This is a genomic window from Bradyrhizobium sp. sGM-13 (assembly GCF_018398875.1).
GTDB lineage: Bacteria > Pseudomonadota > Alphaproteobacteria > Rhizobiales > Xanthobacteraceae > Bradyrhizobium.
Map to the genome: position 1 here is coordinate 193730 of NZ_JAGWDK010000004.1, position 15731 is coordinate 209460.

The 15731-nt window shown below is 62.1% G+C and carries 19 protein-coding genes and 1 pseudogene; 14 read left to right on the forward strand and 6 right to left on the reverse strand.

From position 1 onward, the window contains the following. Window positions 1–37: 37 nt before the first annotated feature. The 5 genes from KJQ96_RS07500 (at window position 38) to KJQ96_RS07520 (ending at window position 3924) form a co-directional block, all read left to right on the forward strand. Complete coding sequence (locus tag KJQ96_RS07500; RefSeq protein WP_213286041.1) at window positions 38–415, forward strand: helix-turn-helix transcriptional regulator; 378 nt, start codon at window positions 38–40, stop codon at window positions 413–415. 4 nt (window positions 416–419) lie between these two features. Continuing rightward, window positions 420–953 (forward strand): SRPBCC family protein, encoded by a 534-nt coding sequence (locus KJQ96_RS07505; RefSeq protein WP_213286042.1) that lies wholly within the window; start codon window positions 420–422, stop codon window positions 951–953. A gap of 53 nt (window positions 954–1006) precedes the next feature. Then, window positions 1007–1756: a DUF899 family protein gene (locus KJQ96_RS07510; protein WP_213286043.1), complete on the forward strand. Its 750-nt coding sequence runs from the start codon at window positions 1007–1009 to the stop codon at window positions 1754–1756. A gap of 475 nt (window positions 1757–2231) precedes the next feature. Further along, window positions 2232–2948 (forward strand): IclR family transcriptional regulator, encoded by a 717-nt coding sequence (locus tag KJQ96_RS07515; protein WP_213286044.1) that lies wholly within the window; start codon window positions 2232–2234, stop codon window positions 2946–2948. Between the two features lie 121 nt (window positions 2949–3069). Next, window positions 3070–3924: an NAD(P)H-dependent oxidoreductase gene (locus KJQ96_RS07520; protein WP_249733832.1), complete on the forward strand. Its 855-nt coding sequence runs from the start codon at window positions 3070–3072 to the stop codon at window positions 3922–3924. Between the two features lie 63 nt (window positions 3925–3987). On the opposite strand, the gene KJQ96_RS07525 is transcribed toward KJQ96_RS07520, so the two are convergent. After that, on the reverse strand, window positions 3988–4554 hold the full coding sequence (locus tag KJQ96_RS07525; protein WP_213286045.1) for a putative glycolipid-binding domain-containing protein: 567 nt from the start codon (window positions 4552–4554) through the stop codon (window positions 3988–3990). 188 nt (window positions 4555–4742) lie between these two features. On the opposite strand from KJQ96_RS07525, the gene KJQ96_RS07530 reads away from it, so the two are divergent. From KJQ96_RS07530 to KJQ96_RS07540, 3 genes are all read left to right on the forward strand, one after another. After that, on the forward strand, window positions 4743–5093 hold the full coding sequence (locus KJQ96_RS07530) for a Lin0512 family protein (protein ID WP_213286046.1): 351 nt from the start codon (window positions 4743–4745) through the stop codon (window positions 5091–5093). 71 nt (window positions 5094–5164) lie between these two features. After that, a complete protein-coding gene (locus tag KJQ96_RS07535) occupies window positions 5165–6886 on the forward strand; it encodes a dihydroxy-acid dehydratase (protein ID WP_213286047.1) in 1722 nt (573 codons plus the stop codon). 75 nt (window positions 6887–6961) lie between these two features. After that, entirely contained in the window at window positions 6962–7504 is a 543-nt protein-coding gene (locus tag KJQ96_RS07540; RefSeq protein WP_213286048.1) for a 2'-5' RNA ligase family protein, read from the forward strand. 41 nt (window positions 7505–7545) lie between these two features. Here KJQ96_RS07540 and KJQ96_RS07545 read toward each other — a convergent pair whose 3' ends face one another. After that, window positions 7546–8181: an HAD-IA family hydrolase gene (locus KJQ96_RS07545; RefSeq protein WP_213286049.1), complete on the reverse strand. Its 636-nt coding sequence runs from the start codon at window positions 8179–8181 to the stop codon at window positions 7546–7548. 21 nt (window positions 8182–8202) lie between these two features. Beyond that, on the reverse strand, window positions 8203–9075 hold the full coding sequence (locus KJQ96_RS07550; RefSeq protein WP_213286050.1) for an SDR family oxidoreductase: 873 nt from the start codon (window positions 9073–9075) through the stop codon (window positions 8203–8205). A gap of 78 nt (window positions 9076–9153) precedes the next feature. On the opposite strand from KJQ96_RS07550, the pseudogene KJQ96_RS07555 reads away from it, so the two are divergent. After that, a pseudogene (locus tag KJQ96_RS07555) lies at window positions 9154–9859 on the forward strand (glutathione S-transferase family protein). On the opposite strand, the gene KJQ96_RS07560 reads toward KJQ96_RS07555, so the two are convergent. Both KJQ96_RS07560 and KJQ96_RS07565 read right to left on the reverse strand, forming a co-directional pair. Further along, complete coding sequence (locus KJQ96_RS07560; protein WP_213286051.1) at window positions 9856–10413, reverse strand: disulfide bond formation protein B; 558 nt, start codon at window positions 10411–10413, stop codon at window positions 9856–9858. The pseudogene KJQ96_RS07555 and the gene KJQ96_RS07560 overlap by 4 nt on opposite strands. A 7-nt stretch (window positions 10414–10420) precedes the next feature. Then, window positions 10421–10579, reverse strand: coding sequence for a DUF5993 family protein (locus tag KJQ96_RS07565; RefSeq protein ID WP_213286052.1), 159 nt, complete (start codon window positions 10577–10579; stop codon window positions 10421–10423). Between the two features lie 110 nt (window positions 10580–10689). Between KJQ96_RS07565 and KJQ96_RS07570 the strand changes: the two genes are divergently transcribed. Further along, window positions 10690–11061, forward strand: a complete 372-nt coding sequence (locus KJQ96_RS07570) for an ArsC family reductase (protein WP_213286053.1) — start codon at window positions 10690–10692, stop codon at window positions 11059–11061. Here the strand turns inward: KJQ96_RS07570 and KJQ96_RS07575 are convergent. Further along, the gene (locus tag KJQ96_RS07575; RefSeq protein ID WP_249733834.1) at window positions 11058–11660 is read right to left on the reverse strand and encodes a PAS domain-containing protein; all 603 of its coding nucleotides are present in this window, start codon (window positions 11658–11660) and stop codon (window positions 11058–11060) included. The genes KJQ96_RS07570 and KJQ96_RS07575 overlap by 4 nt on opposite strands. Window positions 11661–12033: 373 nt before the next feature. Here KJQ96_RS07575 and KJQ96_RS07580 point away from each other — a divergent pair, with 373 nt between their 5' ends. The 4 genes from KJQ96_RS07580 (at window position 12034) to KJQ96_RS07595 (ending at window position 15731) form a co-directional block, all read left to right on the forward strand. After that, entirely contained in the window at window positions 12034–12789 is a 756-nt protein-coding gene (locus tag KJQ96_RS07580; RefSeq protein WP_213286054.1) for an ABC transporter ATP-binding protein, read from the forward strand. Next, window positions 12782–13525: an ABC transporter ATP-binding protein gene (locus KJQ96_RS07585; protein WP_213286055.1), complete on the forward strand. Its 744-nt coding sequence runs from the start codon at window positions 12782–12784 to the stop codon at window positions 13523–13525. Before KJQ96_RS07580 ends, KJQ96_RS07585 begins: the two co-directional genes overlap by 8 nt. A 37-nt stretch (window positions 13526–13562) precedes the next feature. After that, a complete protein-coding gene (locus KJQ96_RS07590) occupies window positions 13563–14780 on the forward strand; it encodes an ABC transporter substrate-binding protein (RefSeq protein ID WP_213286056.1) in 1218 nt (405 codons plus the stop codon). 87 nt (window positions 14781–14867) lie between these two features. Then, entirely contained in the window at window positions 14868–15731 is an 864-nt protein-coding gene (locus KJQ96_RS07595) for a branched-chain amino acid ABC transporter permease (RefSeq protein ID WP_213249951.1), read from the forward strand.

A 15731-nucleotide genomic window follows, 5' to 3' on the forward strand; every position in this document is an offset into this window, starting at 1 on the left:
GGTTGACAATTAGTGTCGTACGACTATGTTAAACCACATGGTTGAACGTAGTGCCCATCTCGACGCCGTTTTTCACGCCCTCGCCGATCCAACGCGGCGGGCGATGCTTGGTCGTCTGGCGGAACGGGAACTGACAATCGGGGAGCTGGCGACGCCGTTTCACATGAGCTTCGCCGGCGCCTCGAAACACGTGCGGGTGCTGGAGAACGCCGGTCTCGTCAAACGCACGATCCGCGGTCGCTCCCATCTCTGCCGCCTCGAGGCGGCGCGGCTCGCGGAAGCCGATGCATGGCTGAAGCGTTACGAACGTTTCTGGACCGCAAAGCTCGACAGGCTGGAAGCTCTGCTGCGCGAAGAGGATCGGGCGCAAGCAAAATCCAAATCAAAATCCAAATCAAAATCGGTGACGGAGTAGAGCGATGAATTCAACGACAAAGCCCGACGCGTACGGCAGCCTGCCCGAGCCCACGACGCTGAAGATCCAGCGGCTGCTGCCCGGCCCGATCGAGCGTATCTGGGCCTATCTCACCGACAGCGAGTTGCGCCGCAAATGGATGGCGGCAGGCGACATGGACACGAAGGTCGGCGCGCCCTTCGAACTCGTCTGGCGCAACGACGAATTGACGAACCCGCCGGGCGAGCGCCCGGCCGGCTTCGGTGGCGAGCATCGCATGCAGAGCCGGATTACCGAATTTGATCCGCCCCGAAAATTGTCGATCACCTGGAACAGTACCGGTGACGTCACGTTCGAACTGGAGCCCAAAGGCAAGGGCGTGCTGCTCACGGTCATCCATCGGCGCTTCCCCGATCGCGCCACGCTGCTCAAGCACATGGCCGGTTGGCACATGCATCTCGATGTTCTGGTCGCCCGTGCGAGCGGAGAGGAGCCGGCGCCGTTCTGGGATGGCTGGAGCGGCCTCATGAAGGAATACGACGCGCGTCTGCCGGCCTGACGCTGCAAGTCGAAGCTCAAGTAACGAACGTCCCAACAAACAGGAGGTTAGCCATGCAGATTCACACCGTTTCGGCACAGGAATGGGAAGCGGCCCGCCAGCAATTGCTCGTGAAGGAAAAGGCCACGACCCGCGCCCGTGACGCGCTTGCCGCCGAACGCCGGCGCATGCCGTGGCTGGCCGTGGAGAAGGAGTACAGGTTCGAGGGGCCCAACGGTCCGGCGAGCTTGCTCGACTTGTTCGAGGGCCGTCATCAGTTGATCCTCTACCGCGCCTTCTTCGAGCCCGGCGTGTTCGGCTGGCCCGACCATGCCTGCCGCGGCTGTTCGATGGTGGCCGACCAGGTCGCCCACGTCGCCCATCTCAACGCCCGCGATACCACGCTCGTGTTTGCCTCGCGCGCGCCGCAGCCGGACATCGCGCGCCTGAAGAAGCGAATGGGATGGGAGTTGATCCCCTGGTACACCATCACCGACAGCTTCGATGCCGACTTCGATGTCGGCGAATGGCACGGCACCAACGTGTTCTTCCGCGACGGCAACAAGATCTACCGCACCTACTTAATCAACAACCGCGGCGACGAGCAAATGGGAGGCACCTGGAATTACCTCGACATCACGCCGCTCGGCCGCCAGGAGGTCTGGGAGGACTCGCCCGAAGGATATCCCCAGACTCCGACCTACAAATGGTGGAATTGGCACGACAGCTACGTCGAAGGCGCAGCGCCCGACAAGAGGTGGGTCGAGGTGTCGGACGCCGGAGAGGCCGCGTTCCGCAAGCAGAGCGCAGGCACGAAGGGATGAGCGAGGTCTCTCACAGCAACGCGCCCTGCGCGGCGAGCTGTGATGACGAAGGCGCCGCGGCCGGCATAGTCAGATGGCTATCCCTTGCGGCCGCGCCGACCTTCGCAACCATGGCGCTGCTTACCGCCGTGGTTGGCGGTGGCCCGCTGGATCCGCTTTGCTCGGCTGCAAACGCGTCGCCGGTGGGCGGCATGGTACCGATGTACTTGCTGATGAGCGCCTTCCATTCGGCGCCCTGGCTGAAGCTGATTTCGCGCCGATGCAGCCGGGCAGCGCGACGTCATCAGGTGTGCGAAATTCCTGCGACCTCTAACATTGCATTGACGGCGATCTCGATTCGGCGGCCACGAATTCGCCAAGATGCAGCCGCGTTGAGCTGCTGCCCTGGAGCGCAAATAATCAACATAGATGGACTTGTCGTCCGGGTGCACCACGCCGATGTTAGCGGACAGTATCTGTCACTAGCGAACGCGTGATGTCGGAAGTCAGGCTAATTCAATCCATCGAGCGCGCGGCCGCGATCCTCGAGATTATCGCAGAGGAAGGCGGTGCCGCACGGCTGCAGCACATTGCCGAGCGGGCGAAGCTCGGCAAGACGACCGCGCACAATCTTCTTAAGACGTTGGACGAGCTTGGTTACGTGCACCGCCGCGTCGGGGATTCACGCTATCATCTCGGCGGCCGCATTCTCAATCTGGCGCGAATTGCCGGAGACGATGGCGCGCTTCGCGGCCGACTGCGCCCAGTGCTCGAATCGGTGGCAAAGCGCACGGGCGAGATGGTCTATCTGGCTGTGCCGAGCGGAGATGAAGCCTATTATCTCGATGCGATAGAATCCTCCCACGCATTGAAGGCAGGCGCATGTCCCATCGGCGTACGCGAGCCGCTGGAAGGATCGGCGGTCGGGCTCGTATTCCTCGCCTTCATGCCCGGGCTTGGTAAGCGCGTCCTCGCCAGCCGTGCCGACGCGCTCGGTCCGCATATTCTGTCCGAGATCAAAACGGTCGCCACGCGGGGCTTCGCGCTCGATCTCGAGAATTACCAGCCGGGCCTCCATTGCGTCGCTATTCCCTGGCGCGAGGGTGGTGAGGTTCGTGCGAGCATCGGGCTCAGCGGACCAGCGACGCGCTTGCCGCCGCAAGCGTTGACGGACATGGCCTGGATGATGATGAAGGAGGTCGAGCGCGCTTGAGTTCAGCATTGCTGAACATATGTCGTTTCCAGGGTTCAACCGTTCGCCTTTGTGATTTTGCCCACCATGTTGAGGCGCATCGCGCTACGCGCGCTCCCAAGCCTCAACAGGAGAAACATCTTTGAGTAACGTTCTTATTGTTCACGCGCATCCGGAACCGAAGTCACTCACCAGCGCCCTGAAGGATCTGGCGGTCGAAACTCTCACCACGCAGGGCCACGCGGCGCAAGTTTCAGATCTCTATGCGGCCAACTGGACGGCAGTTGCCAATCGTGGGGATTTCCTCGAGCAGGCGCAAGCGGACCGTCTGCGCTATGCCGCGGAGTCTCGCTATGCGTTTGCCACCGGTACTCAAACTCCCGACGTAGAGGCCGAACAGCAGAAGCTGCTGTGGGCTGACGCCGTTCTCCTGAGTTTTCCGATGTGGTGGTTCGGCATGCCGGCCATCTTGAAGGGCTGGGTCGACCGCGTCTTCGCCTATGGATTTGCATATGGCGTCGGCGCCCATGGCGGCGAAAGATGGGGCGACCGCTACGGCGAAGGTAAGTTAGGCGGGCGTCGCGCGATGCTGTCCGTCACCATCGGCGGCCGTGCGCCGCATTATAGCGAGCGCGGCGTGAATGGACGGCTCGACGATCTGCTGTGGCCGATTCAGCATGGCATGCTCTTCTATCCGGGCATGGAGATCATGCCGCCCTTCGTCGTCTATCAGAGTGACCGGCTGACCGAGGCCGAGTGGCCCGCCGTCGCGGAGGCCTATCGGCATCGCATCATGGGACTCTTCAGTGACCGGCCGATCGCCTACCGCACCCAGAATGGCGGGCACTATGACGGTCAGCAGGTTTTGAAACCCGGTCTGGGCGCCGGCGAGAGCGGCACGCGTATCCACCTCGTCCAGCCAGGCGATCCGAAGGAGGTTCTTGAGCGGACTGGCCGGGACGCAGCGCGCAAAATGGAGGCCTGCTCGGGCTCCTGATGGCGCTTCGCCGATTGTTCAGCTCGGCAGGACGTGGTGTTTTTCGGTAGGCTGACGCTTTCGTCAGACGGGCGTCACCCGTTCGAAAAGGTGCTGGTATCGAAGTACGAGGCCCCGATTGTCCACCTCGATATCGGCCTCAAAGCCTGCCGAGACCCCGAGGTCCACGTAGCGTATCTGGTTCGGTCCGATGCGGTCATATCGTTGACGGGAACGCTGCACGGTCATAGTGGCTGCGTCAACGAAGCAGGTGTCGAGCGTGCGGCTTTCCCCCGCGCCGGCAGGCGTCCGGAGGATCGGGAATGTATTGCAAAATGGAGTCACGGAGAGATCCGGCTCCTCTGCACCATCGAGGTCGGCACGCCGTTGGCCATCAACGCGCCAGCCGTCGTCCGTTCGTTCAAGGTTGAGGCGGCTGAGCCCGGTCGGTCCCCATCGCGCGACATCCAGCGACTGGGCCCGCCAATCTGGGGTCAACGTCCAGCGGTGGTCCAGCTGAAAGCCGCCGTCCTCCATGCAGATCACGGTTGATTCCGCCAACACGGCATCAGCGGAAAGGCTGAGCGTCAAACGCTCGAGACCAATTACGTCGGTGCGTCGCCAGAACAGGATTTCGGGGTCTTCTGGCATGGCTCGTCCTCGAACTGGATTTACCCGGCGGGCAACGTTCAAGGCTACCGTCAGGTTCCAGCCGCCACTGTCATGCCGGGGCCGGCGCGCTGAAGTCAGATCGAAGCCTTTGCTCGTCGGTCGCTCGCGTGAATCGCCGGCGACTGATATGTCTCTCCCTGTCTCGTTCAAACGAAAGCAGGAATTCGATGGCACGCGTTCGCTGTATTACCGAAATGGGCATGGGCGTCGACGTTCACGGACGCGATGCGACCAAGGCCGCCAAGCGCGCCGTCTCGGACGCTATCCGCCACTCCAGCCTCGGCTTCTTCCGGATACTGGGAAAGACCGCCAACGATATGTTCGTGGAGGTTACCGTCGCGGTTCCAGACCCGAGCGGGGTCGATACTGCAGCCGTTGCAAAGGAATTGCCTTACGGGACGGTGAATGTGACGGCGGTAAAGGGCGGGCTGGAAATTCCTGCCGAGAGCGGAAGCGACTCCATCATCATCGCCAACGCCGCTGTGATCGTCAGTTTTGACGACGGTAAGACGGGCTAAATTCGTTTCAGTGTTGATCAGGCTAGACGCCGACTCCGTGCAGTCAATCAGAAGAAGACCTGGAGCGCCCGATGACAACGCAAGACAGCAGCACTTATTGGAAGCGATCGCGCGTAGAACTGCGCGCCGCCGGATTCGATCCAGACCGCGCCGCGGAGGCCAGCGCGGTGGTGACCATCGCCAGCGCCTGGACCAACGCCCATCGCTGCAACAACCGCGTTCGCGCCATCACCGATCTCCTGGTGGAAATTCTTGCCGAGCGCGGCGGGCAGGGGCTGGTCGTCGGCGCGCCGGCAGTGTCGGATGCGTTGACCCAGGGCACGCCGACGGCGGGCTACAGCCTCGCATCGCGCGATGTCGTTGCCGACTGTTTCGAGATCGGTCACTACGCTCACCACGGCGATGCGATGATCGTGATTTCCGGCTGCGACAAGACCGGCGCTGCCGCGCTGATGCCGCTGGCGCGCACCAATGCTTTCGGCCTCGTGCTCTATCCCGGCACCAGCACGCCGGGCCGCGTTTCGTTCGGCGCATGGGCGAGCAAAGGTAACAATCTGACAATCATGGATTACGCCGAGGCGCGTGCCGCCAACGAGTCCGGCCGCCTTTCCGGCGAGGAACTGCTGGAAGTCGAGCGCAACGTGATGCCGGGCAGCGGCACTTGTGGCGCGATGTTTACCGCCAATACCATGAGCACGATCGCGGAATCGATCGGCATGATGCTGCCGCGCGGCGCCTCGCATTCCGCCGACTACAACGCCGGCAGCGATATTCACGCCGATGTCCGCGCGCAGGCCCGCGCCTCGGTCGATGCCCTGTACCGGCTGATGCAAGCCGGCATCCGGCCACGCGACATCATGACTGAGCGCGCTTTCGAAAATGCGATCACGACCGTCTATGCGATGGGCGGCTCGACCAACATGTACCTGCATCTGCTCGCGGTCGCGCGTGAGGCCCAGGTGCCGATCACGATCGAGCGCATCCAGCAAGTCGGCGAGCGCGTCCCGCTGCTTGCCAATTTGCAGCCGCACGGCCCGTTCGCGATGGGCAGCCTGCATGCGATCGGCGGCGTTCCAGTCGTCATGAAGGAGCTGCATCGCGCGGGCCTTTTGCATGGCGACGTCATGACGGTGACCGGCAAGACGCTGGCAGAAAATCTCGCCGATGTTCCGACGCTGGAGCAGATGCTGCCGCAGGAGATCGTTTCTCCGGTGTCGAAACCGATCGCGCCGGCGAACAATCACATCAGCATCTTGAAGGGCAATCTCGCACCGGAGAGCTGCCTGCTCAAATTATCGGGCAAGACCCTAGAGAAGGGGAAATTTCGGGGCACCGCGCGCGTGTTCGAGTCCGAGGCCGATACGATGGCCGCGATCCGCGCCGGCGAGATCGTGCCGGGCAACGTCATTGTCGTGCGCAATGTCGGCCCGGTGGGCGGGCCCGGTATGCCGGAAATGGTAATGCTGACCATTCAGTTGCAGGGACAGGGCCTCGGTGAGGATGTCGCGCTGATCACCGACGGCCGCTTTTCCGGCGTCTCGCACGGCATCCTGATCGGCCACGTCTCGCCGGAAGCCGCGCGGGGCGGCCCGATCGCTGCGGTGCGCCACGGTGACACCATTGTCATCGACCCAGGCTCCCGCACCGTGAATCTCGAAGTGTCAGCGGACGAGATCGCCCGCCGCATGGCAGACTGGCGCGAGCCGGCTTCGTTGGCCGCGGTGCGACCGGGATCGGTGCACGACAAATACATCCGGCTGGTGTCGTCGGCGCATTACGGGTGTGTGTTGTAAGGCTGCGGGAACCTGCCGAAGAGTTGTGTTGGCGCCTTGCCACAATCTTATGTCCATGATTTGTTCTGCGTTACCATGGACGACTTTGCAAGCTCTAGTAGTGGCCGAGTATTCCTCGCGGCTCTTCCCGACGCGGGCACAGCAGCGGGAATTCACCGGCTGGCAGGCGTGCTCAGGCGCGCCCATTGCTTCAACGGCAAGCTCATCGCGCCAGACCGGCTGCACGTTTCGCTATTTTCGCTGGATGGGTTGCCGGAACGTCAGCTTTGCGCCGCCTGCGAGGCGGCCACGGAATTGCGGACCGAACCGTTCGAAGTCTTGTTCGATCGCACGGCAAGTTTCCGCGGGCGGCCGGGCAGTCGTCCGTTTGTCCTGATTGGCGAGAAGGGATTGTGCCGGTTGCGGTCATTTCGGCAAATGCTTGGTGCCGCGATGGCGCGCAGAGGACTAAGGCGGCTCGCCAATACGAATTTCACGCCGCATGTAACGTTGCTATATGACGCGCGCAGCGTGGATGAGCATCCGATCGAACCGGTTGTCTGGACTGTGACGGAGTTCGTGCTCGTGCACAGCCAGAGGGGCCATCGGCACCTCGCGCGATGGTTCCTGTGTGGATGATGGCCACCGGCAGCGAAAAACAGCGGAAGCTCCGAGGGGCGTTATTTCGTCGCCGCAAGCCGCTGCACCATCTCCTCGATCGAGTTGAAGAAATGCGTCGGCCCGGCCGCTTGCAGCGCGGTTGGCAGGGCATAGCCCCACGCCACCGCGCCCGAATCCATGCTGGCCGCCTTCGCGGCTTCGATGTCGCGGATCTCGTCACCGATGCAGATCGTTTCCGCCGGCCTTGCCTCCAGCCGTCGCGCGACCCGTCGAAACTTCCGGTGCTTTCCGAACACTGCGGCGCCACAGTCAAAGCGGCTGATCAGTGCGGTGGCGGGACCGAGCACCAGCCGGACGGATGCTTCGCTGTCGGAGCTGACGATCGCGGTCTTGACGCCAAGGCGCTGAAGGTCGGCGAGCATCTCCGGGATGCCGGCAAAGAGTGATGTCTCGCTCGCTGCCGCAAGCTTGCGCTTTCGCATGTCGTTCACAATGGCCGGAAGCTGCCACGTGGACACGCCTAGCCGGGCCATGATTTCCCGCGCGGACAGCCCGCGCATTCCTTCCAGTTCCTCCGGGGTGACCGGCTTGAGATTGAAACGCGCGATCACGTCCTGAAAGGAGGCACGAAACCAGTCGACCGTATCGGCAAGCGTGCCGTCAAAGTCGAAGATGGCGAGGCGATAGCGCGTCATAAGAATCCGGCTTTCAGCGTGTCACTTGTCATCGCCGCCGAAATACGCCGGCTTGCCGGTGGTCCAGGTTTCGCCCCAGAGCTGACCGCCGCCGTCCACGGTCAGCGTTTCGCCGGTGACGAATTTGGCCGAAGGACCAGCGAGAAAGACAGTGGCTTCGGCGACGTCCCAGGGCGAGCCTGTGCGCATCATCGGGTTCGAGCGCGGGTAGGCGGCGCGAGCCTCCGGCGAATACACGTTCCAGCCTTCGGTTTCGATCGCGCCGGGCGCCACGCAATTGACCCGGATGTTCAGCGGCGCCCATTCGACTGCGACGGCGCGCGACAGCCCGATGACGCCGCTCCGTGCAGCAACCGTGTGCGCGATGCCGTAGAGGCCATGCGTCGTCACGACCACGATGTTGACGATGCTGCCGGGATGTTTGTGGTCGCGCCAGCGTTGCGCGGCGGCCTGCATCATGTACCAGGTGCCGTTCAGATTGGTGTTGATGACGGCATTCCAGCCCTTCACCGAAAAATCGATCGCGGCTGGGGGAAATTGCCCGCCGGCGCTGTTGATGAGGCAGTCGAGGCGGCCGTGCGCGGCCCAGATCGTGTCGAACAGGGCGCTGACCGCGTCGGGCTCCCTGATGTCGGCGACATGCGCGGATGCCTTGAGGCCTCGGCCCGTCAAATGGGTGACGAGCGCGTCGAGCTTGCCGCGGTCGCGCCCGACCACGGCGACATGCGCGCCCAGCCGCGCAAACAGCCAGGCGATCGCCCGCCCGATGCCGCCGGCGCCGCCCGTTACGACGGCGACCTGATCCTTCAGCGCATCGGCCGCGAACAGGGTCGGGCGAGCCGCAAGCTCCTCATCAGTCAGGCCGAGCTTCGCCGGAGACGGTTGATCGGTCATGAACGGCGCGAACCCTTGTTATGTGCGGCATCGGCCGTACATTAGCCACGCAACAACAACCATGCAAAACGAGTTTTGATGTCCGACCTTTCCACCTTCCCGATCACCAAGCGCTGGCCCGCCAAACATCCCGACCGCCTTCAGCTCTATTCGCTGCCGACTCCAAACGGTGTGAAGGTTTCTATCATGCTCGAAGAGATTGGCTTGCCCTACGAGGTGCATCTGGTCGACTTCAACAAGGACGACCAGAAGACCCCGGAATTCCTGTCGCTGAATCCGAACGGCAAGATACCGGCCATCCTCGATCCGGATGGCCCCGGCGGCAGACCGCTGCCGCTTTTCGAGTCCGGCGCGATCCTGCATTATCTCGCCGAGAAGACCGGCAAGCTTCTGCCGGCCGATCCGGCGCGGCGATACCAGGCTATCCAGTGGCTGCACTTCCAGATGGGCGGGATCGGGCCGATGTTCGGCCAAGTCGGATTCTTCCATAAGTTCGCCGGCAAGGAATATGAGGACAAGCGGCCGCTCGAGCGTTACGTCGCCGACGTCGAGACGCCTCCTTGAGGTAGTGGAGACGCATCTCGCCGGACGGCAATGGATCATGGACGATGAGTATACCATCGCCGACATTTCCATGCTCAGCTGGGTGCGCAACCTGATCGGCTTCTACGGTGCGCGCGATCTCGTCGCGTTCGATACGCTGAAACAGGTGCCGGCATGGCTGCAAGGCGGGCTCGCCCGGCCGGCGGTGCAGCGCGGGCTGGACATACCCAAGCGGCCTTAAGAGGCGTGCTTGAGCAGTTCGTACACCACCGGGTTATCGGCGCAGGCGCCGAAGCCGCATTCGAGCAGCGTGGTCACCACATTGGCCGCCGTGAGCGCGATCACAAGCCATACCGCGGTTTGCGCGAAGGCGCCGCCGGTGGCCGGCAGCACGGCGTGGTCTTCCTCGAACTGGCGGTCGAACAGCAGGATCGCCGCAAGCAGGACGATGGCCGCAATGAAGCCGATCAGCGCCCAGGTATAATAGTGATAGCCGAGCAACGCGGAACCATAGCCTGCGTCGCCGGGCAGGATATGCAGCAGCACCTGCCGGGTCGACGCGACAGCGCCTGCCACCGCCGCCAACAGCGAGATCGCATAATGGCTGGGACGGGGGCCGAAGCGGATATTTAGAATCGGGCCAACGGCGAGAGCCGCGAACAGAATGCGCTGCAGCAGGCAGAGCGGGCAAGGCAGCTCATGAAGAATGAACTGCGCCGCATAGGCTGCCGCCAGCACCAGCGCCACCGCGTAGAGGCTGAGTGCATTCAACGTAATGGCACGCGCCTGGGTCATGCGTCTCTCAGAACGACAATTTCAGCGTATCGGTCGCGTGATGCAGATAGGTGGCGATGCACGCGATCAGCAGGGCCCCGAACAGGCCGAGCGCCAGCGGACGCCGACCGCGCCAGGCGATCAGCATCACGATGACTATGGCCAGAAACAATACGGTGAATTCCATCGGCTGGTCCGGGCACGGAATGATGTATCAATCTATGATAGATTCGCCGATCTGCTTAACCTTAATCCGGTCCGGCAGGACCAATAACGACATTTCGGAATGCAACGACAATGCCCATCACCATCTACGGCATCAAGAACTGCGATACGATGAAGAAGGCGCGCGCCTGGCTCGACGATCACGGCGTGGCCTATGATCTTCATGACTACAAGCTTGCCGGAATCGGCAAGGACAAGCTCAAGCAATGGTCCGACGATGTTGGCTGGGAAACGCTGCTCAACCGCGCTGGCACGACGTTCAAGAAGCTGCCCGACGACGACAAGGAAGGCCTCAACGAGCGCAAGGCGTTGGCGCTGATGCTGGCGCAGCCCTCGATGATCAAGCGGCCGGTGCTCGATCTCGGTGGCAAATTGCTGGTCGGGTTCAAGCCGGATATCTATGCGAGCGAGGTCGCGTCGAAGCCGCGCGGGCGGAAGGCCTAATCGAATTCGAGTTCATCGCGGGATGGAATGCGGCCGGGCGCGCGATGGAAGAGATCGCGATCGATGATGGTGCGAAGCTTCGGCACCGGCAGCTGGTCGTTTCCGCGCATCAGATTCTTGATCTCAAAGCCGCCGTCCTCGCTGATGGTTTTCAGCGAAGCGATGATATGGGTGACGCTGCCGTCATCCGAGAACGGCAGCAACAGCCGCTCATAGGCGACGATTCGCCCGTAGATGTCGTCGATATTGGCGATGGTATAGGCAGGAAGACGGCGCGCGATGCATTCATAGCAGACGGGCATCACGATCGGAGCGAGCCTTGCGCCGAGATACTCGTCGAGATAGGGGCCCATGCCGGTATTCCCATAAGCCGTCGACATCCGCGTGCCGTCGCTCTGGATGGTCAGGCGCGGCGGCTGGGTGCTGGTATCGACGGTGTAGAGGACCAGGTCGGGAAGTTCGTCCTCGATCCGCGCCGGCTGGTATTCCGCCGTGCGCGGTATCGATTGGTCGCGGGCGTATAGCCGCAGCCAGGTGTTCAGCAGGTCGCGCTGCTTGATAGATTTGACGACCGACGGCCCGGCGCTTTCAAATTTCAAGGCGGCAATTCCTACGCGATCTAAATCGCGAGATGATGCGCTCCGAGGGGAAATATTGTGTGAAAGCGCGCCCGATTGCAGCGAAACACCGTTAACGATGGTTTGCCGGCGCGAGGGTACGGTTGAGCGTGGCTGGTGGCCGGGCCGAGCCGCGCCGGCCGCACCATTCGACTTATGGCGCATCCGGAACCGCAAGCGCGCGGTCGGGCGTGGCAGCATTCCGCCTTGCGTAATCCATCGCGTTGACGGCATATTCCGGCCGGAGGCGGCGGGCTCGGGACGGTTTCCAGGACGTCCAGGAGAACCTGCCCGAACAGGGAAAAATTGGCCGCGCGCGGGCGAACTCGCGGAGACGGTTGAGGGGGAAATTTGTTTGGCTGATGAGTTCATTCTCGAAACCCACGGATTGACCAAGGAATTCGCGGGTTTCTTCGCCGTTCGCGATGTCGCCCTCAAGGTACGGCGCGGCAGCATTCATGCGTTGATCGGGCCGAATGGAGCCGGCAAGACGACGTGCTTCAACTTGTTGACCAAGTTTCTGAGGCCGTCTGCAGGGCAGATCCTGTACAAGGGGCAGGACATCACCGCGATGGCGCCGGCTGATGTGGCCCGCCTCGGGCTGGTGCGTTCGTTCCAGATTTCGGCGGTGTTTCCGCACCTGACGGCGCTGGAAAACGTTCGTGTCGCGCTACAGCGCCAGCACGGAAGCTCGTTCGATTTCTGGCGCTCCAAGCGCGTGCTCGACCGATTTAACGGCCGCGCCCTCGACTTGCTGAACGACGTGGGCTTGAGCGAGTTCGCCAATACACCGGCGGTCGAGATGCCCTATGGACGCAAGCGCGCGCTGGAGATTGCGACGACGCTGGCGCTCGACCCGGAAATGATGCTGCTCGACGAGCCGATGGCGGGCATGGGTCATGAAGACATCGACAAGATCGCAGCCCTGATCAAGCGTATCTCGGCGAGGCACACCATCCTGATGGTCGAACATAATCTCTCCGTGGTCGCCAACCTGTCCGACATCATCACGGTGCTGACGCGCGGTCAGGTGCTGGCGCAAGGCAATTACGCCGAATTGTCCAGGGACGAGCGCGTCAAGGAAGCCTATCTGGGGGCCGGTCATGCCTGAGTTGAAAATGGCCGAAGCCACCGCCAAACCGGCGGGCGCGGAGATTCTTTCCGTTTCCGACCTGCAGGCCTGGTACGGCGAATCGCATATCCTTCACGGCGTCAACTTCAATGTGAAGGCGGGCGAGGTGGTCACGCTGCTCGGCCGCAACGGCGCCGGCAAGACCACGACGCTGAAGTCGGTGATGGGAATTATCGGCAAGCGTACTGGTTCGATCCGTTTTAACGGTCAGGACATCACGCGTGCCTCGTCCGACAGGATCGCGCGCCTCGGCATCGCATTCTGTCCCGAGGAGCGGGGCATTTTCGCAAGCCTCGACGTGCGCGAAAACCTGCTGCTGCCGCCGATCGTGCGCAGTGGCGGGTTATCGCTCGACCAGATCTTCGACTTGTTTCCGAACCTGAAGGAGCGCCTCAACAGCCAGGGCACCAAGCTCTCGGGCGGCGAGCAGCAAATGCTCGCGATCGCAAGAATCCTGCGCACCGGCGCGCGGTTTCTGATGCTGGACGAGCCGACCGAAGGTTTGGCGCCCGTCATCATCCAGCAGATCGGTCACACCATCGCGCGGCTGAAGTCGGAAGGCTTTACCATCCTGCTCGTCGAACAGAATTTCCGCTTCGCCTCCACGGTGGCCGACCGCTACTACATCGTCGAGCACGGTAAGGTCATCGACGGTTTTGCGAATTCGGAGTTGTCGGCCAATATGGACAAGCTCCACACCTATCTCGGCGTTTAATCGGTACTTTGCTGCACTCTGGAATAATGGAGATACTATGAAACATCGGATTTCAGCGCTCTTCCTCGGCACCGCTCTGGCACTTGCCGCAGGCGGCGCCGTGGCGCAGGACAAGACCGTCAAGATCGGCGTGCTCACCGACAATTCCGGACTTTACTCCGACCTCGGCGGCGCCGGCTCCACGGTCGCCGCCCAGATGGCAGTGGAGGACTCGGGCCTCGCGGCCAAGGGTTGGAAGATCGACATCGTCTCCGCCGACCATCAGAACAAGCCCGACATCGGCACCACCATCGCGCGTCAATGGATCGACGTCGAGAAGGTCGATATCTTCGTGGATGTGCTGAACTCCGGCGTGGCGCTGGCGGTCAACAATCTGGTGAAGGAGAAGAACGCCATCATGATCAATACCGGCGCAGCGACGTCGGACCTCACCAATGCACAGTGCTCGCCGAACACGATTCACTGGGTCTACGACACCTACATGCTCGCCAACAGCACGGGGCAGGCGCTGGTGAAGGCCGGTGGCGACACCTGGTACTTCCTGACCGCGGACTACGCTTTCGGCCACGCGCTGGAACGCGACACCGCCGCGGTCGTCGTGAAGTCGGGCGGCAAGGTAATCGGCACCGTCAGGCATCCCCTGAATTCGTCGGATTTCTCCTCGTTCCTGCTGCAGGCGCAGGCTTCGAAGGCGAAGATTATTGGCATGGCTAACGCCGGCGGCGATACCACCAATACGATCAAGCAGGCGTCGGAATTCGGCATCGTGGCGGGCGGCCAAAAGCTGGCCGGGCTGTTGCTCTTCATCAATGACGTCCACTCCCTCGGCCTCAAAGTGGCTCAGGGTCTGAACTTCACGGAAACTTTCTACTGGGATCTGAACGATGGCACCCGCGCGTTTTCCAAGCGCTTCTCCGAGCGCATGAAGAACAAGGCGATGCCGTCGATGGTGCAGGCCGGCGTGTATTCGGGCCTGATCCACTATTTCAAGACGATCGATGCCATGGGCGGCAATCCGCATGACGGCGTCAAGGTGGTGGCGAAAATGAAGGAAGCGCCGACCGACGATCCGCTGTTTGGCAAGGGCACAATCCGTCCCGACGGACGCAAGCTTCATCCGGCCTACCTGTTCGAGGTCAAGAAGCCGTCCGAATCCAAGGGACCGTGGGACTATTACAAGCTGGTCGGAACGACCCCCGCAGACCAGGCATTCCGGCCGCTTTCGGAAAGCGTCTGCCCGCTGGTAAAGAAGTAACAATGAGGCCCGCCGGCACCCGTGCCGGCGGGCGCCTTCTCGCGTCACAACGCGATTTGCGTCACAACGAGATCGAGTGCGAAGCCGATGCAAGCTCTTTACGCCCAGCTTTTGGTGGGATTGATCAACGGGTCGTTCTACGCGCTGCTCAGTCTTGGGCTGGCGGTGATCTTCGGCATGCTCAACATCATCAATTTCGCTCACGGTGCGCTCTACATGATGGGCGCGTTCTGCGCGTATTTTTTGTTGAACATCGCCGGCATCGGCTATTGGCCGGCGCTGATCATCGCGCCCATCGCGGTCGGCATCTTCGGCATGATCCTGGAACGGACCATGCTGCAATGGCTCGCCGGGCTCGATCATCTCTATGGGTTGCTGCTGACATTCGGATTGGCGCTGATTATCCAGGGCATCTTTCAGAATTATTTCGGTTCGTCGGGGCTGCCCTATGCGATTCCCAGTGAACTGCAGGGCGGCATGAATCTCGGATTCATGTTCCTGCCGATTTACCGCGGCTGGGTGGTTGTCTTCTCGCTGGTGGTCTGCCTTGCTACGTGGTTCCTGATTGAGAAGACCCGGCTCGGCGCCAATCTGCGAGCGGCGACTGAAAATCCGACCCTGGTGCGCGCGTTCGGCATCAATGTGCCCAGGATGATCACGCTGACGTATGGGCTTGGCGTTGGCCTCGCGGCGCTGGCCGGCGTGTTGTCGGCTCCGATCAACCAGGTGCGGCCGTTGATGGGCGCCGACCTGATCATCGTCGTGTTCGCAGTGGTGGTGATCGGCGGCATGGGATCGATCATGGGATCAATCATCACCGGATTTGCGCTCGGCGTGATCGAGGGACTGACCAAGTATTTTTATCCCGAAGCTTCCAACACCGTGGTGTTCGTCCTGATGGTGCTGGTGTTGCTGTTGAAGCCGGCGGGACTGACGGGACGGGCAGCCTGA